General features: G+C 72.8%; 19 protein-coding genes and 1 other RNA gene. 7 read left to right on the forward strand and 13 right to left on the reverse strand.

Annotated elements, in window-relative coordinates; translation table 11 throughout:
• Positions 1 to 11 precede the first annotated feature (11 nt).
• A complete protein-coding gene (locus tag ACIB24_RS09505; protein ID WP_398278632.1) occupies positions 12 to 764 on the reverse strand; it encodes a YaaA family protein in 753 nt (250 codons plus the stop codon).
• Positions 765 to 912: 148 nt separating this feature from the next.
• Here ACIB24_RS09505 and ACIB24_RS09510 point away from each other — a divergent pair, with 148 nt between their 5' ends.
• Complete coding sequence (locus tag ACIB24_RS09510; RefSeq protein WP_398278635.1) at positions 913 to 2,376, forward strand: RNB domain-containing ribonuclease; 1,464 nt, start codon at positions 913 to 915, stop codon at positions 2,374 to 2,376.
• Positions 2,377 to 2,459: 83 nt separating this feature from the next.
• On the opposite strand, the gene ACIB24_RS09515 is transcribed toward ACIB24_RS09510, so the two are convergent.
• Positions 2,460 to 4,205 carry a bifunctional metallophosphatase/5'-nucleotidase gene (locus tag ACIB24_RS09515; RefSeq protein ID WP_398278638.1) on the reverse strand — a complete coding sequence of 582 codons (1,746 nt, stop codon included), beginning with the start codon at positions 4,203 to 4,205 and terminating at the stop codon, positions 2,460 to 2,462.
• 244 nt (positions 4,206 to 4,449) lie between these two features.
• Between ACIB24_RS09515 and rnpB the strand changes: the two genes are divergently transcribed.
• The 4 genes from rnpB (at position 4,450) to ACIB24_RS09535 (ending at position 7,642) form a co-directional block, all read left to right on the forward strand.
• Positions 4,450 to 4,828, forward strand: an RNA gene (gene rnpB / locus ACIB24_RS09520) — RNase P RNA component class A.
• 88 nt (positions 4,829 to 4,916) lie between these two features.
• Positions 4,917 to 5,108, forward strand: coding sequence for a hypothetical protein (locus tag ACIB24_RS09525; protein WP_398278641.1), 192 nt, complete (start codon positions 4,917 to 4,919; stop codon positions 5,106 to 5,108).
• 88 nt (positions 5,109 to 5,196) lie between these two features.
• Positions 5,197 to 6,387: an HDOD domain-containing protein gene (locus ACIB24_RS09530; RefSeq protein ID WP_398278644.1), complete on the forward strand. Its 1,191-nt coding sequence runs from the start codon at positions 5,197 to 5,199 to the stop codon at positions 6,385 to 6,387.
• A 46-nt stretch (positions 6,388 to 6,433) separates the two neighbouring features.
• Positions 6,434 to 7,642 carry an MFS transporter gene (locus ACIB24_RS09535; RefSeq protein ID WP_398278647.1) on the forward strand — a complete coding sequence of 403 codons (1,209 nt, stop codon included), beginning with the start codon at positions 6,434 to 6,436 and terminating at the stop codon, positions 7,640 to 7,642.
• Here the strand turns inward: ACIB24_RS09535 and ACIB24_RS09540 are convergent.
• Genes ACIB24_RS09540 through map form a run of 5 tightly spaced genes read right to left on the reverse strand, consistent with a single transcriptional unit; the run spans position 7,609 to position 14,079 of the window.
• Positions 7,609 to 9,195 carry a hypothetical protein gene (locus tag ACIB24_RS09540; RefSeq protein WP_398278650.1) on the reverse strand — a complete coding sequence of 529 codons (1,587 nt, stop codon included), beginning with the start codon at positions 9,193 to 9,195 and terminating at the stop codon, positions 7,609 to 7,611. The genes ACIB24_RS09535 and ACIB24_RS09540 overlap by 34 nt on opposite strands.
• Before the next feature lie 19 nt (positions 9,196 to 9,214).
• Entirely contained in the window at positions 9,215 to 10,723 is a 1,509-nt protein-coding gene (locus tag ACIB24_RS09545) for an FG-GAP-like repeat-containing protein (RefSeq protein WP_398278653.1), read from the reverse strand.
• Between the two features lie 47 nt (positions 10,724 to 10,770).
• Positions 10,771 to 12,333 (reverse strand): FG-GAP-like repeat-containing protein, encoded by a 1,563-nt coding sequence (locus tag ACIB24_RS09550; protein WP_398278656.1) that lies wholly within the window; start codon positions 12,331 to 12,333, stop codon positions 10,771 to 10,773.
• Positions 12,334 to 12,393: 60 nt separating this feature from the next.
• The gene (gene ppgK, locus ACIB24_RS09555) at positions 12,394 to 13,152 is read right to left on the reverse strand and encodes a polyphosphate--glucose phosphotransferase (protein WP_398278659.1); all 759 of its coding nucleotides are present in this window, start codon (positions 13,150 to 13,152) and stop codon (positions 12,394 to 12,396) included.
• A gap of 18 nt (positions 13,153 to 13,170) precedes the next feature.
• Positions 13,171 to 14,079, reverse strand: a complete 909-nt coding sequence (gene map, locus ACIB24_RS09560; RefSeq protein WP_398278662.1) for a type I methionyl aminopeptidase — start codon at positions 14,077 to 14,079, stop codon at positions 13,171 to 13,173.
• 54 nt (positions 14,080 to 14,133) lie between these two features.
• Between map and ACIB24_RS09565 the strand changes: the two genes are divergently transcribed.
• Positions 14,134 to 14,328 carry a methionine aminopeptidase gene (locus tag ACIB24_RS09565; RefSeq protein ID WP_398278665.1) on the forward strand — a complete coding sequence of 65 codons (195 nt, stop codon included), beginning with the start codon at positions 14,134 to 14,136 and terminating at the stop codon, positions 14,326 to 14,328.
• Between the two features lie 7 nt (positions 14,329 to 14,335).
• On the opposite strand, the gene ACIB24_RS09570 is transcribed toward ACIB24_RS09565, so the two are convergent.
• The 5 genes from ACIB24_RS09570 to ACIB24_RS09590 all read right to left on the reverse strand — a co-directional run bounded on the left by ACIB24_RS09570 (position 14,336) and on the right by ACIB24_RS09590 (position 19,641).
• On the reverse strand, positions 14,336 to 15,568 hold the full coding sequence (locus ACIB24_RS09570; protein WP_398278668.1) for a cation:proton antiporter: 1,233 nt from the start codon (positions 15,566 to 15,568) through the stop codon (positions 14,336 to 14,338).
• A gap of 7 nt (positions 15,569 to 15,575) precedes the next feature.
• Positions 15,576 to 16,292, reverse strand: coding sequence for a flavodoxin family protein (locus ACIB24_RS09575; RefSeq protein WP_398278671.1), 717 nt, complete (start codon positions 16,290 to 16,292; stop codon positions 15,576 to 15,578).
• A gap of 26 nt (positions 16,293 to 16,318) precedes the next feature.
• Positions 16,319 to 18,253, reverse strand: coding sequence for a thiamine pyrophosphate-binding protein (locus tag ACIB24_RS09580; protein ID WP_398278674.1), 1,935 nt, complete (start codon positions 18,251 to 18,253; stop codon positions 16,319 to 16,321).
• A gap of 62 nt (positions 18,254 to 18,315) precedes the next feature.
• Positions 18,316 to 18,957 carry an RNA polymerase sigma factor gene (locus ACIB24_RS09585; RefSeq protein ID WP_398278677.1) on the reverse strand — a complete coding sequence of 214 codons (642 nt, stop codon included), beginning with the start codon at positions 18,955 to 18,957 and terminating at the stop codon, positions 18,316 to 18,318.
• A 30-nt stretch (positions 18,958 to 18,987) separates the two neighbouring features.
• Positions 18,988 to 19,641 (reverse strand): hypothetical protein, encoded by a 654-nt coding sequence (locus tag ACIB24_RS09590; protein ID WP_398278680.1) that lies wholly within the window; start codon positions 19,639 to 19,641, stop codon positions 18,988 to 18,990.
• 45 nt (positions 19,642 to 19,686) lie between these two features.
• Here ACIB24_RS09590 and ACIB24_RS09595 point away from each other — a divergent pair, with 45 nt between their 5' ends.
• A complete protein-coding gene (locus tag ACIB24_RS09595; RefSeq protein WP_398278682.1) occupies positions 19,687 to 19,956 on the forward strand; it encodes an anti-sigma factor family protein in 270 nt (89 codons plus the stop codon).
• Between the two features lie 15 nt (positions 19,957 to 19,971).
• On the opposite strand, the gene ACIB24_RS09600 is transcribed toward ACIB24_RS09595, so the two are convergent.
• Entirely contained in the window at positions 19,972 to 21,183 is a 1,212-nt protein-coding gene (locus ACIB24_RS09600) for a Fic family protein (RefSeq protein ID WP_398278685.1), read from the reverse strand.
• Between the last annotated feature and the right edge of the window lie 56 nt (positions 21,184 to 21,239).

Genomic DNA, 21,239 nt, shown 5'->3' on the forward strand with positions numbered 1-21,239 from the left:
GCCCTCGACAACTAGTCGCGCAGGACGACGTCGAGCCGGTTCGCGTCGAGCTCCACCGGCCAGCGGGTGGCCAGCAGATCGGCGAGATCGGTTGCCCGGCGTGGGGTCTCGCCCGACTCCAGCAGGAACCGAGCCACCTCACCGCGGGTGTGCTTGGCCAGATGGCTGACGACGCTGCGCTTCCCGTTCTCCTCGCGCAGCACCCGGATCGCCACGCCGCGCGCCCCGAAGGTGGCCAGTGGCGCGGCGGCCGCATAGGTCCCCGAGCGGCAGTCGACGACCACGCCCCGCCGGCTCGCGTCGTCCAGCACCTGCGGCAGCCGCTCGCGCCAGAGGCGCGCCAGCGCGCCGAGGCCCGGGAGGTCGCCGTCCATCGAGAGCCGGTACGGCGGGATCCGGTCGTTCGGGCGCACCGCCCCCCACAGCGCGGAGGCGATCAGCACCCGGCGGGTGCCGAGCCGGCGGGCCGGCGGGCTGAGCGTGGCCCAGCCGAGCGCGTCGTAGAGGACACCCGTGTAGACCGCGTGCGCGGGGGAGGTCGGTAGCTGCTCGAGGCGGGTGTTGCGGGCGACCTCGCCGGCCAACGAGGCGCCGACCCCGAGCAGGTCGACCGCGTCGGGGCGCGCGCTGGTCTCGACCAGGGCGGCGAGGACCTTGCGGCGGAGCGGGGCGAGGTCGGGGAACGAGAGGCCGTCCACGTCCACCGGCCTGCCGCGGCGGGCCGGCGCCGCCTTCGACTCCGAGGGCGGCAGCAGGATGAGCACGGCGCGATACTAGGACGCCGGTCCACCGGACGGACCGGCGGACGGGTCCTGGAAAGTCCGTCCTCGACCGTGACGACGGGCCTCTTCGACAGCTGAGCCGGGGGACGGATCGCGGGCCGGACGGCGTACCCGCGCGTAGGCTCCCGCCATGCGGCGTCGCTTGCTGGCCAACCCGGCCCTGAGTTCACCGGCGAGCGACGCGCAGCCGGAGGTCACCGGTCTCGTCACCCGGTTCGACGCCGTGCGGGCCGAGTTGAAGGTGCCCGAGGCGTTCGGGGACGGGGTGCTCGCCGAGGCCCGGGCCGCCGTCCCGTCGAGTGAGGGGCGCGTCGACCTGACCGACCTGCCGTTCGTGACCCTCGACCCGGCCGGCTCGACGGACCTCGACCAGGCGATGGTCCTGTCCCGCCGCGGCGACGGCTTCCACGTCGACTACGCCATCGCCGACGTCCCGGCCTGGCTCGCACCGTCCGGCGCGGTGGCTGCCGAGGCGATGCGGCGCGGCCAGACGGTCTACGCGCCGGACCGGCGTACGGGCCTGCACCCGCCGGTGCTGTCGGAGGACCGCGCGTCGTTGCTGCCCGACGGTGACCGGCCCGCGCTGGTCTGGCGCTTCGACCTCGCCGGCGACGGATCCGTGACGACGTTCGACGTCGTGCGGGCCACCGTGCGCTCCCGGGCGCAGCTCGACTACGCCTCGGTGCAGGCGGCCCTCGACGGTTCCGGGCCGGCCGAACTGGCCGAACTGGGTGGGCTGCTGCGTGAGATCGGTTCCGCCCGACAGGCTCTGGAGGTGGCCCGGGGTGGCGCCAGCCTGCCGTTGCCCGAGCAGGAGGTGTTGACGGACGACGCCGCGCCGCTGGGCTTCGTGCTGCGCCTGCGCCCGCCGCGCCCGGTCGAGGACTGGAACGCCCAGCTGTCGCTGATGACGGGGATCGCCGCCGCGGAACTCATGCTGAAGGGGCGGGTCGGGGTACTGCGCACCCTGCCGCCCGCCGACCGGGGCGCACTGGGCGCGGTGCGCCGGCTGGCGAAGCGGGTCGGGGTCGAGTGGCCGGACGACGAACCGTACGGCGCGATGTTGCGTCGCCTGGACGTCGGGGTGCCGCAGCACCTGGCCCTGCTGCACGCGGCCGGGTCGCTGTTCCGCGGGTCGGCCTACGTGCCCTTCGACGGGGTGGTGCCGACGGCGCCGATGCACGCAGCGGTGGCCGCACCGTACGCGCACGTCACCGCGCCCCTGCGCCGGCTGGTCGACCGGTTCGGGCTGGAGGCCGCCTACTGCGTGGCCCGTGGTCTCGACGTGCCCGACTGGGTGCGCGCCGGTCTGCCCCTGCTGCCGGAGGCGATGTCGACGTCCGAGCGGCTGGCCGGCGAGGTCGACCGGCGCTGCGTGGACGTCGTCGAGGCCGCCCTGCTCGAAGGCCGCGTGGGGGAGTCGTTCCCGGCCGTCGTCGTGGAGGCCGACAAGGACGGTGACGGCGGGCGGGTGCAGCTCGTCGAACCGCCCGTCGTGGCGCGGTGCACCGGCCCGCTCGTGGCCGGGACGGTGGTGGCGGCGCGGCTGACCGAGGCCGATCCCGACACCGCCACCACCCGGTTCGCCGTCTGAGCAGCGCGGTATGCCCCGCGTGTGGGGGTGTTCCGGGCCCGCGGACGGCCGGATTCACCCCCACTGGCGGGGCATAGCGCGAGTCAGAGGGGGCGGACCCGGGTCCGGCTGGGCGGGGTCACCGTCTTCTTCGCCTTCAGGTACTGCGTCAGCGCCTGCTGGTCGGTGACACCCGTGACCGCCTTGGTGCCCTCGGCGAACCCGGCCATCCCGTCGACGCCGGCCGCGAGGAAGGCGTTGATCGTGACCCGGTACTTCCCCGTGGACGTGATGGCCTTCCCGTCGAGCGTGGTGTCGGCCATCCGGATCCGCTTCCCGCACGGCTTCGAGGTGTCGTACCGGTAGGTGAAGTTGGCGCTCGGGTTGAGCGGGACCATCCGGTCGTTGGTGGTCGAGGCGTCGTTGCAGAACTGCCCCTCCAGGGCGGCGTCCAGCTGCTTGCCGGTGAAGGTCTTGGTGATCAGCTTCACCGCCTGGGGTTGGGCCAGGTAGACGTCCTCGGTGGTGACCTTCCCCTTCGGCAGGTCGCCGCGCAGTACGCCGCGTTGCACGATCGCCAGCTGGGCCTTGGCCTTCGTCTTCCGCGTGGCGGCCAGCTGTGCGTCGGCGACCAGGCCACCGAGTCGGGTCTCGCCGGACCGGCTCGGGGCCCGGTCGGCCGCCTTGGTGAGGGTTCCGACGCTCTTCGAGGCCTTCGTCGCGATCAGCTTCTCGTACGTCTTCACGACCTTGGCGACCGCCGCGTCGGGCTTCCGGTCGTGGTCGACGACGACGTTCTTCGCCGACGACTTCACGACCTGGTGCGCACCCGTGTCGATGGTCAGGTCGATCTTGGTGACCAGCCGGCCGTAGGTGGCGGCCTCGGTCAGCAGGGTGCCGTCGACCCGGCAGTTGTAGGCCTTGTGGGTGTGCCCGCTGACCACTGCGTCCACCTGGGAGGCGACGGCTTTCGTGATGTCCACGACTGGGCCGCGGACGTCGTCGCAGGCGTTGATGCCGCTCGTCTTCGAGGTCGAGCCGTCGTTCTGGGCGGCGCCCTCGTGGGCGATCACCACGACCGCGTCGGCACCCTGAGCCCGCAGGCGCGGCGCGTACTTCCGGATCGTCTCGACCGGGTCGAGGAAGGCGATGTCCACGACCCCGCTCGGGATCAGCAGTTTCGGGGTGTCGATCGTGGTCACCCCGATGAAGCCGATCTTGGCGCCGCCCACCGACCTCACCACGGTCGGCGGCAGCATCGGCTTGCCGGTACGGCGCACGACCACGTTGGCGGCCAGCAGGTCGAACGTCACGCCCTTGTACGTGTGCGCGGCGCACGAGTGCGACGGCCCGCAGCCACCGTTCACCATCCGGCGCAGTTCCTTGCTGCCCTCGTCGAACTCGTGATTGCCGACCGCCCCCACGTCGACCATCTTGTTCATCGCCTCGACCGTCGGCTCGTCGTGGAAGTACCCGGAGATCATCGGGCTCGCGCCCACCATGTCGCCGGCCGAGACGACCAGTGAGTTCTTGTTCTCCCGCTTCAGCTGCTTGAGCTTCGCGGCCAGGTAGGCCGCGCCACCGGCGGGCACGTAACCCGGACCGTGACTGGTCGCCGTCCGGGCGCTGATGCTCAGGCCCTTGCTCTCGAGGTGGCCGTGAAAGTCGTTGATGGCCAGGAGTTGCGCCTTCACCGTCTTCCCGGCGGCGGCCGGCTCGACGGCGGTGTTGTTGCTCTGGGCGGCGGCCTGCGGTCCGGAGAGGGTGCTGGGCACGAGCCACCCCACGAGTCCGACGCCGAGGGCGGCGCCCGCCGCGAGCATGCTGGAACGAACTGTCTGCCTGCGCATCTGAGGTCTCCTCCGTACGAGGTGGGCCTGTCACGCCGACGGTGACAACGTCAGATGTCCGGTCGAGAAGGTGAAGCCGTGCGCCAACTGTCCGCTTCGCGAGCGTCGGGTGACCGGGCGACGACGGGCTGGGCGTTCCCAGGTGGCGCGCAGGGCGCGCCCGGGTGACCCGGCGGTGAACCGGCCCGCGCCGACCGCCCGGCCCCCGTCGTCCCCCGGCTACGGCTAGGATCGTCGGCGCGAGCGAGTCGGACGGGCGGCCGCGTCAGGTGGTGACACCTGCCGAGGAAAGTCCGGACTCCGCAGGGCAGGGTGGTGGGTAACGCCCACCCGGGGTGACCCGCGGGACAGTGCCACAGAGAACAGACCGCCGGTCGGGTCGTGAGGCCCGGCCGGTAAGGGTGAAACGGTGGTGTAAGAGACCACCAGCGTGCCGGGTGACCGGTGCGGCTCGGTAAACCCCACCCGGAGCAAGGCCAGACAGGGTGCGTTCGAGGGCGGCCCGCCCGAGCACCCGGGTAGGCCGCAGGAGGACGGCGGCGACGCCGTCCCGAGATGGATGGTCGCCCCCGGCCGGTGCGAACCGGCCGGGACAGGATCCGGCTTACAGTCCGGCTCGCTCGCCTCTGGCCCGCCGCCGGGTTCAATGTGCACTCTCCGCGTTCGGTTCTAACCTTCAGTAGTCAGTCCGATCCCATGGGGAGCGATTTCATGCACATCGCGGTGAGGTACGACGGGCGGGACTTCCCGCTCGAGGAGGGGGCTGACGTCGGTCAGCTCCAGGCCCGGATCAAGGAGACGGTCGAGACCGGCGGCGGCATGGTCTACCTGGACGTCGAGGGCGGGGCGGCCTCGATCCTGGTGACTCCCGAGACCCCGGTGGCGATCTACAGCACCAAGTAGGTCGCGTCGCCCCGTCCGGCGGTTGTCCTGTGACTTAGAGTGCCCACAATTGTACTGACGGTTAGCACTCTGCTGGAGGACTCTGATCATGGCCCCCGACGGCACCACCGATGGCGACGTCCTGTTCGTGGACGACGCGAGCCGCGAGCTCGCCACCCTCGTCCCCGAACTGGTGGGCCGGTTCGAGGGACGCGACCTGTACATCGCCGGGTCCGGGGCCCAGGGGCTGGAGCAGCTCCAGCAGCACCGGTTCGACGCCGTCGTCAGCAACCTTCGGCTCGACGACATGACCGGTCCCCAGTTCCTCTCCGTGGTGCAGCAGCGCGACCCCGGCATCGCCCGGTTGATCGTTTGTGGGGAGGCCTCGCACGGCGAGCTGGCCTCCGCCGCCCAGGTCTGCCACCAGATGCTGGCCAAGCCGCTCGACGCGCAGGCCGCCGCGGTGGCCATCGAGCGCGTCATGGCCGTGCGCCGCAAGCTGGACGACCCGCACCTGCGCCAGCTGATGGGTGCGGTGGACCGGCTGCCGAGCGTGCCGGACGTCTACCAGCGCATTGTGGACGTCGCCTCCCGCCCCGACTTCTCGATGCGCGACATCGCCGCCGTCATCGCCGGCGACGTCGCCTCGTCCGTCGAGCTGCTGAAGCTGGTCAACAGCGCGATGTTCGCCGTGCCCCGGGCCGTCGTCACGGTCGACGAGGCGGTCAGCATGCTCGGGGTGAAGTCGGTGTCCGCGCTCGTGCTGGCGGGGTCACTGTTCCGGGCCGGGGCCCTGCCCGCCGGCCTGGACGCCGCGCAGCTGCAGCGGGCCGCCGTCGAGGCCTCGGCCGTGGCCCGTGCGGTCGCGGTGGCCGACGGGTGGCCCGCGCATGACGCCGACCAGGTCTCCCTGGCCGCGATGCTGCGCGACGTCGGCATCCTCGCCCTCGCCCAGGGCCGGCCCGAGGCGGTGGCCGACCTCGACCAGACGCTCACCGACCCGGTCGAGCGGGCCCGTCAGGAGCACCGCGCCTTCGGCTGCACCGTGCCCGCGGCGAGCGCCTACCTCCTGGGCATGTGGGACTTCCCGCAGACCGTCGTCCACGCCGTCGGCGCCCAGCCGCTCGGCGCCGACGACGACGGGTCGACGCCGACCGAGCAGATCCTCGACTACGCCTACCACCGCGTACTCGCCGGGCCGGACGTGCGCCCGCCGACGCCGATGCTGGACCCGTACCGGGGGCTGCGCTGGTCGACCGCGGCGGCCGGTGTCCTGGCCGAACCCGCCCCCGTCGAATAGCTCGTCACCCGGACCGTCAACCGGTGCCTCGCCTACCGTCTGAGGCATGGATCGCGCGTACCGGCAGCTGGCGCTGATCGCCACCGTCCAGGTGTGCGTGATGGCCACCTGGTTCAGCGCCTCCGCCGTGGTGGGGGACCTGAAGAGCCTGTGGGACGTCGGGAGCGCGGGGGCCGCGCTCCTCACCGCCTCGGTGCAGCTCGGGTTCGTGACCGGCGCGGTGACGTCGGCCGTGCTCAACCTGGCGGACGTCGTCCCCACCCACCGGCTCGTGGCCGCCTGCGGTCTGGCCGCGGCCGCCACCACCGTGCTCGTGGCGACGGTCGCGTCCACCCTGGCCGTCGGCGTCCTGCTGCGGTTCCTGACGGGGGTGGCCCTGGCCGGGGTCTACCCGCCGGGGATGAAGCTGATGGCGACCTGGTTCCGGCGGGGGCGTGGGTTCGCGATCGCCGTGCTGGTGGCCGCGCTGACCGTCGGCAGCGCCCTGCCGCACCTGGTCAACGGGCTGGGCTCGTTGCCGTGGCGTGGGGTGCTGCTCACGGCGAGCGGGCTGGCCGTGGCCGGGTCGCTCGTGGCGGCCGCGGCGGTGCGGCCGGGCCCGTACGGGGCCGCCTCACCACCGTTCAACCCTCGCTACCTGCTCGAGCCGTTCCGCGAGAGGGCGCCCCGGCTGGCCAATCTCGGGTACTTCGGGCACATGTGGGAGCTGTACGCGGTGTGGACGTGGTTGCCCGCCTTCCTGGCCGCCGCCGTCCTGCGGGCCGGCGCCGACCTGCCCGGCGGCCTCGACCCGGAACTGGCCGCCTTCGCCTGCATCGGCGGCGCCGGCCTCGTCGGGTGCCTCATCGGTGGGCTGCTCGGCGACCGGGTGGGGCGAGCCCGGGTGGCGGCCGGGGCGATGTGGGTCAGCGGGGCCTGCTGCCTGGTCGCGGCCGGTTCGTTCGGCCGGGCCCCGGCCCTGCTGCTGGTGGTGTGCCTGGTCTGGGGGGCCGCGGTGATCGCCGACTCGGCGATGTTCTCGGCATCGCTGGCGGACAGCGTCGACCCGCGCTACCTGGGCACGGCGTTGACCACCCAGACCGCCATCGGATTCACGCTGACCGTGGTCAGCATCCAGGGGCTGCCCCAGGTGGTCGACGTGGCCGGTTGGCGGGTCGCCGTCGCGTTGCTCGCCGTCGGTCCGCTCGCCGGGGCCTTCGCGATGCGCGCCCTGGCGGCCGGTCAGTCGGCGGACGAGGGCAGCACCGCGCCGTAGCGGTTGCCGGCCCGGTCGCCGCCGGAGAAGTGCACGAGCACGTCGGGCGGGCGCAGCCCGAGCGGCGACGACTGGACCAGGCCGGCGTTCTTCCGGTCCCCGACGTCCTCGCCGGGCACGCCGATCGTCAGCAGGTCCGTGTAGTCCTCGTCGAAGCCGAGCAGGTTGCCGGCCGTGGCCAGCACCGAACCGACGCCGTCCCCCGCCTCCGCCCGACCCTGCAGCCCCTTGCCCTGCCGCAACAACCGGGGGGCGACCCCGGTGTCCCCGTCGGCGAGGTCGCTGACCGGCACGAGCAGTACGGACCCGACGTCCTTGGTCGACCCGAGGTCCTCGCCGGGTACCCCGATCGCGGCGTCCGCGGTGCCCGATCCGGGGCCGTCCAGGGAACCCCCGACGGCCACGGCCGACCCGAATCGATCGCCGGCCTCGGACGCGCCCGGGATGCCCGGTGAGCTCTGGGTGATCGCCCGCCGGGGCACGGGGTTCCCGTCGTCCCCGATGGTGAACACCTGCGCCAGCCCGGCGTCCCGCACGGTCCCGACGTCCTCGCCGGGACCGCCGACCACCACACTGCGGCCTGCGCTGCCGAGGGCGGCGCCGAACCGGTCGCCGCTCTCGGGCCGGCCGGGAACGCCCCCCGAGCCCTGCGTCCACCTCGCGGCGGGTCCCGGAGTTCCGTCGGCCGCCACCGGCATCGACCACACCGCCCCGGCGTCGACGGCGGGACCGGCATCGGTCGCGACGTCCGTGCGTGGCACCCCCACCAGCACCCCTCCGCTCGCGTGGGCGATGGGGGCCAGCACCGCGCCGAACCGGTCGCCGGCCGTGGCCACCCCGGGCACCCCGTCGGCCCCGGGGTGGCGAGCCTCCAGCACCGTCGCGGTCACCCGGCCGGCGCCGCCGGCGGTGATCCGGTAGCGCCACACCTGTCCCGCGTCGGCGCGGCCGTCGACGGTGGTGCCGGGCGCGCCGACGTACAGGTAGTGGTCCCGGGCGGCGTCCGCCGCGGTCCTCCGGTCGACCAGGGCCAGGGCGCTACCGAAGCCGTCGGACCCGCTCGTCGCCGGGCGGGGCAACCGGACGGCCGAGGCGGCGTCGAGCCCGTGGGGACCGCCGAACACGAGGTAGACCTGGCCCGGCCCGGCGGCACCGGCGGTCCCGAGGTCCGACACCTCGTCCGGGGCGCCGATCACGGCGTCGACACACCCGTCGCCGTCCAGGTCGGTGACGGCGATCGCGCTGCCGAAGCCACCCGCGGCGGCGGCCTTGGCGCCCAGCGAGGCGGGGGTGAGCAGGTGAGCGCCGCTGGCGGTGCCGTGCACGTCCACGGCTCCCGTCGCGGCGGCCTTCGTCACCCCGTGAGCCGGTACCCCGACCAGGGTGTCGGTCCGACCGTCCCCGTCGACGTCGGCCAGGTTCTTCGCGCCCTTACCGCAGTCGGGTACCGCCGCTGCGGCACGGCTCGCGGCGCCCGCCGGGCCCCCCGCCCCGGCGATCAGGGCGATCACCAACCCCGCGACCGCCGTCCCGCGCACCGTGGTTCCCCGCATGTCGTCCCCTCCCGTCGCCTCAGTCGGACGACGAGGCGAGCACCTGACCGTACCGGCGGGTGTTGATGAAGCCGCCGGAGAACTGCAGGTTCGTCAGCGACGCCCCGTTGACGCGGATGCTCGGGTTCGTCGACTCGACCATCCCGGCGTCGGTCACCGCGCCGATGTCCTCCAACGGGACGCCGACCAGCAGGCGGTCGCTGTAGTCCTCGTCGAGGTCCGTACGCCCGCGCGAGATCGTCAGGACACCGCCGACCGCGTCGCCCGCCTCCGTAGCGCCGTTGAGCCCCGAGCCCTGCCGCAGCGCCTTGGCCGGGCAGACGTTCACCAGCGAGTACAGGGTGACCGTGCCGGCGTCCGCCTTCGAGCCGACGTCCTCGCCGGGCGCACCGACCGCGACGTCGACCGACTCCTGGCAGAAGATCGCCGAGCCCATGGCCACGGCGGCGCCGAACCGGTCGCCGGCCTCGACGGCGCCGGGCACGCCGGGGCTGTCCTGCGTGAACGCCGTCTTGAAGGGGGAGAGCGTGCCCGCGGTGGTCTGCCGGAACAGTTGCACCATCCCGGAGTCCTTCTTCGAGCCGTCGTTCTCGTCGGGCACGCCGACCGCCAGGTAGGCGCCGCGGATGCTCAGGGCGGCCCCGAAGTGGTCACCGGCCTCCGCCGTGCCCGGCACTTTCGCGGTGTTCTGCGAGTACGTCGCGGAGGTGCCCCAGGCGCCGTCCGCGGCCAGCCCCAGCCACCAGATCGCGCCCGCGTCCTTCGCCGACCCGACGTCCTCCAGCGACGCCCCGGCGAACACGCCCGCCCGGTAGAAGTCCGCCGTCAGCTCCTCGCCGAACCGGTCGTTCGCCTCGGCCGCCCCGGGCACACCGGGGGAGTCCTGCGTGGCCACGCTCGGGCTGCCGACCGTCACCCGGCTCGCGGTGCCGCTCGGGGTGATCGTGTAGTGGACGACGCCGCCCGCGCTCGCGTGCCCGCCCACCGTGCGGCCGGGGGCGCCGACGTACAGGTCGTGCACGTCGTCCGTGCCCGCGCGCTTCGTCAGGGCCAGCGCCGAGCCGAAGTCGTCGAACGAGGTGCCCGTCGACTTGGTGTACGGGAGAGTGATGGCGGAGCCGATGACGAGACCGTCCGGGCTGCCGAACACGATGTGCACCGCGCCGGGGTAGCCGCTGCCGGTGTCGCCCTCGCGTAGCGCCCCGACGACCAGGTCGCCGCACCCGTCGCCGTCGAGGTCGCCGACCGCGACCGCGCTGCCGAAGTACGTGCCCTCGCCGCCGAAGCCGCCGAGCTGCCCGGCGGTGATCACCTGCGACGGCCGCCCGGTGTACCGGACGTCGATCACCCCCGCCTGATCGTTCTGACTGGGCATCCCGACGACCACGTCGGTGGTGCCGTCCCCGTCGAGGTCGCCGCGCGTCTGCACCTCGGAGTCGCAGCCGGCCGCCGTGGCGGGACCGGCCACGGCGATCAGCCCCCCGACAGTGAGAACCGTTGCCAGCAGGGCACTTCCGGTGCGCTTCATGCTCTTCACCTTTGTATCTGTCGGACTGTCACGCGGAATCGGAGGGCTCAGTCGAAGGCTCGGCCGACGACCATGCCGTAGTCCTGGGAACCGACGAAGCCGGTCGAGAGGGTGAGGGTGGTCAGCGCCTGGCCGTTCACGGTGATGGCCGGCCCGTCGGACTGGACCAGCCCGGCGTCCGGCTGGGCACCGACGTCCTCGAACGGGACGCCGATGAGCAGGCGGTCGCTGTAGTCCTCCTCGAGGTCGGTTCGGCCGTAGGTCACGCCGAGCACGCCGCCCACGCCGTCGCCGGCCTCGGTCGCGCCGTTGAGACCCGACCCCTGGCGTAGCGAGCGGGCCGTACAGCCGGACTTCAGGTCGTACGGGACGACGGTGATGGTGCCGGCGTCCTTCCGCGACCCGACGTCCTCCCCGGGCGCGCCGATCGCCATGTCGGTGAACTCCTGGCACTCCAGGGCGTAGGTGGCCTGGACCGCGGCGCCGAACCGGTCGCCGGCCTCGACCGCGCCGGGGATGCCCGGGCTGTCTTGCGAGATCGACCGCCGGACGGTCCATTTCCGGGTGGTGAAGTCCTGGGTGAACAGCTGGACCGCGCCGCTGTCCTTCGTCGCTCCGTCGTTCTCGTCGGGAATGCCGACGACCAGCAGCGAGCCGCGGATGCTGACGGCCGAGCCGAAGTGATCGCCGGTCTCCGCCTTGCCGGGGACGCCCGCGGAGTCCTGACTGAACGTGGCCGCGGCGCCCGGCGTCCCGTCGTCCTTCGTTCCGAGATACCAGACCGCACCCGCGTTGGTGGCCTCGCCGACGTCCTCCATAGGTGCCGAGGCGACCACGCCTCCGCCGTACTCGGCGCCCGCGAGTTCCTCGCCGAACCGGTCGCCCTTCTCGGCCGCACCCGGGACGCCGGGGGAATCCTGGCTGCGCATCTCGTTCGGGGTCACGGTGACCCGGTCGGCCCCGCCCGCGGTGATCGTGTAGTGGTACACGCCGCCCGCGCCCCGCAGGCCGCCCACCTCGAGGCCCGGTGCGCCGACGTAGAGGTCGTGCACGTCGGGGTCGACCGTCGTCCCGCTGCGCCGTTGGACGACGGCCAGCGAGCTGCCGAACTCGTCGTTGTACTGGGTGTTGAACTTCGGGTGGGTGATGGTCACCGCGTCGTCGAGCAGCAGGCCGGTCGGGCTGCCGAAGAGGATGTGCACGAGCCCGGGGCTCTGTGTGGCCTCGTCGAGCGGGCCCTGGTTGTCGGCGCCGATCACGAGGTCGGCGCACCCGTCGCCGTCCAGGTCGCCCACGGCCAGTGCGCCACCGAACCGGCTGCCTTCCGAGGCGGCGGAGTGCATCAGGTCGGGCTTAAGGAGCAGCGAGGCCCGGCCCGTGTACCGGACGTCGACCCCGCCGACCGACTCGTTCAGTCGGGGCAGGCCCACCACGACGTCGGTGCGGCCGTCGCCGTCGAGGTCACCGCGGGAGCTGGTCTCGGGGTCGCAGGTCGCGGCGGACGCCGAGCCGGTCAGGCCGATCAGGGCCCCGGCGGTCAACAGCCCTACGGCCAGACCGGCCAGCCCACGCCGCGTCGGCTTCGTCCTGTCAACCGTGCCGGTCCGCATCCGCACAGACTGCCATGCATGTGAATTCCATGTGACGTGAGTGGGCTGTTTGAGTGGTGTTCACAGGTCGCTGCTCTGCGCGGCCAGGACGGCCGCGCCGACGATCCCGGCGTCGTTGAGCAGCTGCGCCGGGACGATCGGTGTGTCGAGGTCGAGCAACGGCAGGAACTTCTCGCTCTTCTTGCTCACCCCGCCGCCGACCACGATCAGGTCGGGCGTGAACAGCGCCTCGACGGTCGAGAAGTACTTCTGCAGCCGGTGGGCCCACTTCTCCCAGCTCAGGTCGTCGCGCTCGCGGGCGCTGTCGGCCGCCTTCTTCTCGGCGTCGTGCCCGTCGATCTCCAGGTGCCCCAGCTCGGTGTTCGGCACCAGCCTGCCGTCGAGCAGCAGGGCCGAGCCGATGCCGGTACCCAGGGTGCACATGATCACGACCCCCTTCACCCCCTTGGCCGCGCCGAACTCGACCTCCGCGACCCCGGCCGCGTCGGCGTCGTTCACCACGTGCACGGGGCGCCCGAGCGTCTCGGTGAACAGGGCGTCGGCGTCCGTGCCGATCCAGCTCTTGTCCACGTTGGCCGCCGAGAGCGTGACCCCGTGCCGGACGATCGCCGGGAACGTGACCCCGATCGGGAGCGAGCCCGAAGTCTCGCCGAACGACTCGACGACCTGGCGGACGACGCCGGCCACCGACTCGGGCACGGACGGCTGGGGCGTCGGGATGCGCAGCCGCTCCGCGGCGAACTGGCCCGCCTCCAGGTCGACGGGGGCGCCCTTGATGCCTGAGCCGCCGATGTCGATGCCGAACCCGGTGCGTGTCATGCCGTCCTCCAGGGGTGTTCAGGGGAGCGTGAGGATCTCCGCGCCGTCGTCGGTGACCAGCAGGGTGTGCTCGAACTGGGCGCTGCGCCGGCGGTCCTTCGTGACGACGGTCCACCCGTCGGCCCACATGTCCCACTCGGCCGTGCCGAGGGTCAGCATCGGCTCGATGGTGAAGGTCATGCCCGGCTCGATCACCGTCGCGTACCCGGGCGCCGCGTCGTAGTGCGGCACCACCAGCCCGGAGTGGAACGCCGTGCCGATCCCGTGCCCGGTGAAGTCCCGCACCACCCCGTAGCCGAACCGCTTGGCGTAGGCCTCGATCACCCGCCCGATCACGTTGATCTCGCGCCCGGGCTTCACGGCCTTGATGCCGCGCATCATCGCCTCGTGGGTGCGTTCGACCAGCAGCCGCGACTCCTCGTCGACGTCGCCGCACAGGTACGTGGCGTCGGTGTCGCCGTGCACGCCCGGGCCGTGCTCCAGCCCGTCGACGGCCACGAAGGCGGTGATGTCGACGTTCACGATGTCGCCGTCGGTCAGCACCGTCGAGTCGGGGATGCCGTGACAGATGCACTCGTTCACGCTGGTGCACAACGACTTCGGGAACCGGCGGTAACCCAGCGTCGACGGGTAGGCGTGGTGGTCGAGCAGGAACTCGTGGCCGATCCGGTCGAGCTCGTCGGTGGTGACCCCCGGCTCGATGTGTTTCGCGACCTCCGCCATCGCCTGCGCCGCGAGGCGCCCGGCGATGCGCATGCCCTCGATCACCTCCGGAGGCTTCACCTCCGGGCCCGTGTACGGGGCCGGCGCCGGCCGGTCGACGTACTCGGGTCGCACGATGTCCGCCGGGACGGCGCGCCGCGGGCTGATCTCGCCGGGCACCAGCGTGCCGAGCGGGGCGGTGGTCGTGGGGCCGGCGGTGCTCATGCGCCCGATTCTAGAAGGGTTGCGCGAACCCGCCCGGGGGCTATCGTCGCGATCATGAGCGAGACGCCGCAGTTCTTCTTCAACACCAGGACGGGGCAGGTCGAGGAGCTGACGAAGAAGGGTCAGTCCAAGGACCTGCTCGGGCCCTACCCGTCCCGCGAGGCGGCCGCCCGTGCGCTGGAGACCGCGCACGAGCGGACCGAGAAGTGGGACGAGGAGGACCGCCGCTGGAACGAGGGCCAGAAGTAACCCGAGATCATCGCGAGAGCCGGGAGACACCGAGTTCTGCTCGGTCGGTTCCGGCGCCGTCGGTGATCTTCATCGGAGCGAGCAGCCCGGTCGCCGTCGTGGGAAAGATCAGCACCGACGCCAGCCCGGCGCAGACCAGCGCGGTCGCCGTCACCTCCGACATCCGGTCGGTGGCCGTGCCGATCTCGGCGGCCGTGACCAGGAAGGGCAGGCTCGTGGCCTGCAGCAGCCCGGCCGCCGCGACGGGCCGGGTCGCCATCCGGCGCCGGTACAGCAGCGCCGGCACTCCCCGCACCACGAGCAGCGCCGCCAGGTACACGGGCACCTGGGCCAGGGCCGACGGCTCGTCGAGCAGCGCCGACACGTCGAGCCGCGCGCCGCTGGCGACGAAGAACACAGGGATCAGGAACCCGTAGCCCAGCGCCTCGAGCTTGACCCGGAAGTGCGGGTGGGAGGCCGCGTCCCGGTCGACGGCCGAGATCACGGCCCCGGCCAGGAACGCGCCGAGGATGCTCTCCAGCCCGACGTGCTGGGCCAGCAGCACGAACCCCATCATCAGCAGGACGGCGCCCCGCACCCGGATCTCGGCCGTCCCGTCCTGCAACCGCTCCAGCACGTCGCCCAGGCGCATCGACCGGCGGGCGGTGAGCGCCGCCGCGGCGATCGCCGCGACCGCGACCACGAACACCGCGAACAGGGCGACGCGCTCACCCGTGCCGCCGCCGTCGGCCGAGAACAGCAGCGAGAGCAGCACGATCGCGGCGAAGTCGGCCACCGTGGCGGCGGCGACCACGGCCTGCCCGACGTCCCCGGTGAGCGCGCCGGCGTCCTTCAGCACCGCCACGACCAGCCCCAGCGACGTGGCCGACAGGGCGATCGCCAGGAGCAGGGCCGAGTCGACCCAGCCCGCCGCACGGGCGCCGAATCCCACGGCCACCCCCAGGGTGAGCGTGAGCGCGTAGCCGGCGACGGCCGGGCCGAGCCAGCGCCCGCGCAGCGCCACCAGGTCGATCTCCAGACCGGCCAGCAGGAGCAGGAAGGCCAGGCCGAGGACGGCGACCACCTGCACGGCCAGATCGACCTTCAACCAGCCGAGCCCGCCGGGGCCGAGCACCACGCCCGCGACGATCTCGAGCACCACCGCTGGCAGCCGCAGCCGGGGCGCGAAACCCAGCAGCAGCGGCGCCAGCAGCGCGACGACGGTGACGATCAGCAGGTTGGTGAACCCGACCGGCGGCACGGCGGGCCTACCGGTACTCGGGGTTGTGGAAGTCGAACCGGGCTCCGGCGTCCCACGCGGCGCGCTGGTTGCCGTACGCGGGGATGCCGCCCGCGGCCTTCAGCATCCGGGCCAGGTGCAGCAGGTTCCAGGTCATGAACGTCGTGTTCCGGTTCGTGAAGTCGTTCTCCGGACCGCCCGAGCCCGGGTCGAGGTAGGAGGGGCCGGGACCGGCCTCGCCGATCCACCCCGCGTCGGCCTGCGGCGGGATCACGTAGCCGAGGTGCTGCAGGCTGTAGAGGATGTTCATCGCGCAGTGCTTGACGCCGTCCTCGTTGCCGGTGATCAGGCACCCGCCCACCCGGCCGTAGTAGGCGTACTGCCCGGCGTCGTTGAGCAGGTGCGAGTTGCCGTACAGCCGCTCGATCACCCGCTTCGTCACGGAACTGTTGTCGCCTAACCAGATCGGGCCGGCGATCACCAGGATGTCGGCGGCCGCCACGCGCTCGAACAGCGCCGGCCACTCGTCGGACGCGGCACCGTGCTCGGTCATGTCGGGCCAGACGCCGGTCGCGATGTCGTGGTCGACGGCGCGGAACTCGTCGACCGTCACGCCGTGTTTGCGCATGATGTTCGCGCTCACGTCGACCAGCCCCTGCGTGTGGCTGGGCTCGGGGGAGTACTTGAGGGTGCAGTTGATGAACAGCGCGGTCAGGTCGCTGAAGTCGAGATCGATGTCGGTCATGGGATTCTCCTTGTCGGGCAGCGTCTTCAGAGCAGTTCGGGGTCCTGGACGACGTGCAGCAGCGCAGGGCCGTCGACGGCGAACAGCTCCGCCATGGCGGCGTCCAGCTCCTCGCGGCGGACCACCCGCAGCCCGGTGGCGCCGCACAGCTGCGCGAAGTCCGACCAGTCGGGGTTGACCAGCGAGGTGTGCCAGACCGGGTAGTCGGCGGCGAGTTGCTCCTTGGCGATCTTGCCCAGCGAGCGGTTGTCGAGCAGCACGTGCTTCACCGGGATGTGGTGCTTGACCGCCGTGGTCAGCTCCATCGCGTACTGGCCGAAGCCGCCGTCCCCCGTCACGGCGACCACGGGCCGACCCGGCGCACCGGCCCAGGCGCCCAGGGCGCCCGGGAAGCCGAACCCGATGGAGCCGAGGTACCCGGACATCAGGACGGGCTGCCCGGCGGACTCCAGGTACCGGCCGAGGGAGTAGGCGTGGTTGCCGACGTCGACGCTCACCACGGCGTCGGACGGCAGGTGCCGGGACAGCGCGTCGAACACGGCCGCCGCCGAGACGCCCCGGCCGCGGTCGTCGGCCACCCGGCGGGCCTTCTCGGCCCGCCACAGCGCCCACCGCGCCGCGACGTCGCCCGTCTGGTCCTCGGCCTTCACGTCACCGGAGACGGCGGCCAGCAAGTCGCCGAGGGTCGCGGCGGCGTCGCCGAGGACGCCGACGGTGACCGGGTGGAAGCGCCCGATCGCCGCGGGGGAGTCGTCGACCTGCACGATCGGCTTGTAATCGGCGATGCCGGTGTGGTTGGAGAACGACGCCCCGACCGCGATCACCAGGTCCGACTCGTTCATCAGCCAGCTGGCGACCGGCGTGCCGCTGCGTCCGAGCACGCCCGCACCCAGGGGGTGGGTGTCGGGCACCAGGCCCTTGGCCTTGAACGTGGTGAGCACCGGCGCGCCCAGTCGTTCGGCCAAGGCGCGCAGCTCGGCGGTGGCCCCGCGGGCCCCGTGGCCGGCCACCAGCACGGGTCGGCGGGCCGAGCGCACCAGTTCGGCGGCCCGCTCCAGCGCGGCCACGGGCGGTCGCAGGCGCAGGTCGCCGCTGCGCCCGTCGGGGGCGGCCGCCGGGGCCTCGCTCGGCAGGACCTGCACCTCGTCCGGCAGCACCAGGTGCGCGACGCCGCGGGCGTCCACGGCGTGCTTGACCGCCAGGGCCGCCAGCTCGGCATGGTCGGAACCGGCGTGCACCGTGGCGGTCCAGGCGGCCACCTCGCGGAACGCCGCCGACAGGTCCAGGTCCTGGAAGGCCCCGCGCCCCAGCACCTTCGACGGCACCTGGCCGGAGATCGCGATCACCGGGGCGCCGTCCAGGCGGGCGTCGTACAACCCCGTGAGCAGGTTCGTCGACCCCGGCCCGGCAATGGCGAAGCAGACCGCGGGTCGCCCGGTGAGCTTGCCGAACGCGCTCGCCGCGAACGCCGCCGCCCCCTCGTGCCGGATGCCGACGAACGTCAGCTCGCCGCGCTCTTCCGCGCGGCGCAGCGCGTCGGCGAAGCCGAGGTTCGAGTGGCCGACCATGCCGAACACGTGGGTCACGCCGTGTGCGACGAGGGTCTCGACCAACACGTCCGCCACGGTGCGCACCGGCTCCGGGCGAGGCGGCAGCTGCACGTACACGCCGTCCTCGCGCTCCTGCACGTCGTAGGCCTGCGGGGCGTCGCTGAACCCCTCGGGTGGCCGGCCCGTCAGCGGGTCGTAGTCGTACCCGTGCCAGGGGCAGCGCAGCCAGCCGTTCTCGATCGATCCCTCGCCGAGCGGGCCACCCTGGTGCGGGCAGTGGTTGGCCAGTGCCCCGAGTGCGCCGCCGCACCGGGTCAGCGCCACGGAGCGACCGTCCACCTCGACCGCCCGGACCCGCCCGTCGTCCGGCACGTCCTCCGCCCGGACCCGGTGCCATTCCGCCGTTGCCATGCCCCGCCTCCTCGAATGATCACGTGCGGATCAGTCACGGGCGACGGCGAACCGTTACAGCCTCAGGCGGACTCGCTGCGGTACAGGTCCTCCAGGACGGCCCGCAGCCGCGACCGGCCGCGGTGCAGCAGGACGCGCTGGTTCTCGGCGGAGATGTCGAGCAGTTCGCAGACCTCGGCCGACGTCAGGTCGTGCACGTCGCGCAACCGGACCACGGTCTGCTGGCGTTCGGGCAGGGCGGCCAGTGCGGACTCCAGGACCGACATCGCCTCCCGGGACAGGGCGGAGCCCTCGGGCGTCTCGGCCCACGGCACCGGCTTGCCGCTCGGCGTCCAGTGGTCCGGGTAGGGGTCGTCGGCACCGCGGAACCGGGCTGCGTCCACCCAGGAACCGGCCTCGCGCGGGTCGTCGCCGTCCGACAGCGACGACCACGGCACGGTCCGCCGGTCGCGGGTGCCGCGGGTGCGGGCCCGGTTCACGAGGATCGTGAACACCCAGGTGCGCAGGCTGGACCGGCCCTCGAACCCGTCGAGCCCACCGATGACCGCCAGCCAGGTGTCCTGGACCGTGTCCTCGGCGGCCGACCACGTCGCGACGTGGGTACGCGCGATCCGCAGCATCGCCGGCGACCACCGGTCGACCAGGGCTGCGAAGGCCGTCTCCTCCCCGCGACGCAACGCGGCCACGAGCTGCGCGTCGTCCACGCATGCAGTATGTCTGATCTTGGTCGGGCGTCACGTACCCGCGGCGAGCTCCCGGCCCTCGAGGAAGAAGGCGAGGATCCCGTCGACGCCCGCCAGCTGCGTCAGGGGGCGGGAGGCCCCGAAGGGTTCGTTCCAGAAATCGCCCGTGCGCGGGGTCCACGGCCCGACGTAGGCGTAGGGCAGGTCGTGCCCGGCGTCCCCCGGGGACACGCCGTAGTTCACCTCGTCGACCGAGAGGCCCACGTCGAAGTGCTCGGGCCAGAGGACCGGCGTCTCGTCCGGGGCCAGCGCGCGTAGGGCGGCGGCCCCGTCGGACAGCGCGCCGAGGACGACGGACAGCGCCGCCGGGTCGGCGCCCAGGTCGTCGTCCGGGCCGAGTTCGGCGTGCTCCAGGTAGAGGTTCACCGGGATGCCCGGCCGCACGCCGAGCACCGCAGCCAGTGAGCGGACCGGGCGGCCCAGCGGGACCTCCCGTCCACCGGGTTCGGCGTGGACGCCGCCGGCCCGCACCTCGAGCCGTTCGAGGCCGCCGCCCGGCGAGGCGGTCGTCGCGAACCCCCCATCGGTCACGGCCAGCGCGATCTCGCCCGTCGTCCGGTGCTGTGGGCCGGCCAGGAGCTGCTCAGCCAGTGCGTGCAGCACCTGTCGGGCCCGGACCACCTGCGTCGCCTGTGTCTGTTCCACGCCTCTAGCGTCCCGCCTCGCGCCCCGGGCGTTACGCTCGAGCGTATGAACCCGGGCCCGCACGCGAGCGAGGAGCCGCAGGAAGTCACCTGCCGGCGCCTCGTCGGGCTCGTCACCGACTACCTCGAGGGCGCCCTCGACCCCGAGGTGCGCGCCCGGTTCGAGGAGCACCTGGCGGAGTGCCCGCACTGCGTGGAGTACGTCGCCGAGATCCGCCGCACGTCCGAGGCCCTGGGGCAGGTGCCCGTCCAGGCGCTCAGTCCCGCGACCCGCGAGGGGCTGCTCACCGCGTTCCGCGACTTCCGGGCCGGCTGAGCCGCCCGCTGAGGCTCAGACGCCGCCGCGGCGACCGGCGCGTTCGGCGAAGGCGTCCAACGCGGTCAGTACCTCCGGGGCCCGCCAGGCCCGGCCGCGCCGCCGGTCGGTGAACTCCGTCAACACCCCCGCGGCAACCAGTGCATCGAGGTGCCGGTAGACGTTGCTGAGTTTGATGCCCAGTTCGGTGCTCAGGGTCGAGGCGGAGACGACGGGTTGCCTCAACAGGAGGTCAGCAACTCGCCAGATGCCCGAATTGGCCCGGGCGGTAACCGCTTCCGACCAGCGTTCGCGGGCCTCGCGTAGATCGTCGACGAGGTGTCCGCCGTTGGCCAAGGCGCGGAAGGTCGCCTCGGTGACCCGGCTGACGATGGGCGCGACGTCACCGTCCCGGTAGGCGTCGAGGGCCGCGAAGTACGTAGCGGTGTCCACGAGCAGGCCGGCGGAGATGGGCACCGTCACGGCACGCGTCAGTCCCTTGCCCCGCAGCATCGAGTGGATGAGCGCTCGCCCGGTGCGCCCGTTCCCGTCAGGGAACGGATGGATGGTCTCGAACTGCGCGTGGGTGATGGCGGCCTGGGGGAGCAGCGGCAGATCCTGTCGGTCGGCGAAGGTCACCAGATCCTCGATCGCTGCCGGTACCCGGTCGTGGTGCGGCGGTACGAACATGGCGTGGTGCGGGCCGGTCGAACTGCCCCCGATCCAGACCTGCTCGGTCCGCCACTTCCCGGCCATGTCCGGGTGCGTGTCTTCCAGCAGGGCGCGGTGCATGGCCAGCACGGCATCACCGTCGAGGCGTTCCGCGAGCGTGATCGCGGCCGACATGGCCTTGGAATTGCCCACGATCTCCGTTGCGTTCCGTCGTCCGCTCAATCCGATCTCGGCCTCGGCGATCGCTCGAGCCGAGGCGGTCAGATTCTCGATCTGCGAACTGGCCGCGGACTCCGAGCGCAGCAGGACGCTGGAGAAGGGGGCGATCTCGCCGCCCAGCTCGGCATCGAAGCGGGCGATCGCGGTGGCTGCATCCTCCGCCTCGGCCAGCAGTTCGGCGGGCAGGTTGAGGGGGAGTGCTGCGATGTCAGGCGGGACCGCCGCCTGGTACGGGCCGCGATGGCGTCGTGCGTCGGTGCGGGACGATCCGGGGCTGTGCTCGGACGGGGTCCAGGGCCAGGACTCGTACCCGATCGCCGGCCAGGCTCCGGGTGCGGACGTCGTTGCTGAGAACACGGACCTACCTTATTCTCACTTAGCCGCTAAATGAGAATAAGGCTTCGGCGTGTTGT

This window comes from Spongisporangium articulatum (assembly GCF_044465595.1).
GTDB classification, from domain to species: Bacteria; Actinomycetota; Actinomycetes; order Actinomycetales; family Kineosporiaceae; genus Spongisporangium; species Spongisporangium articulatum.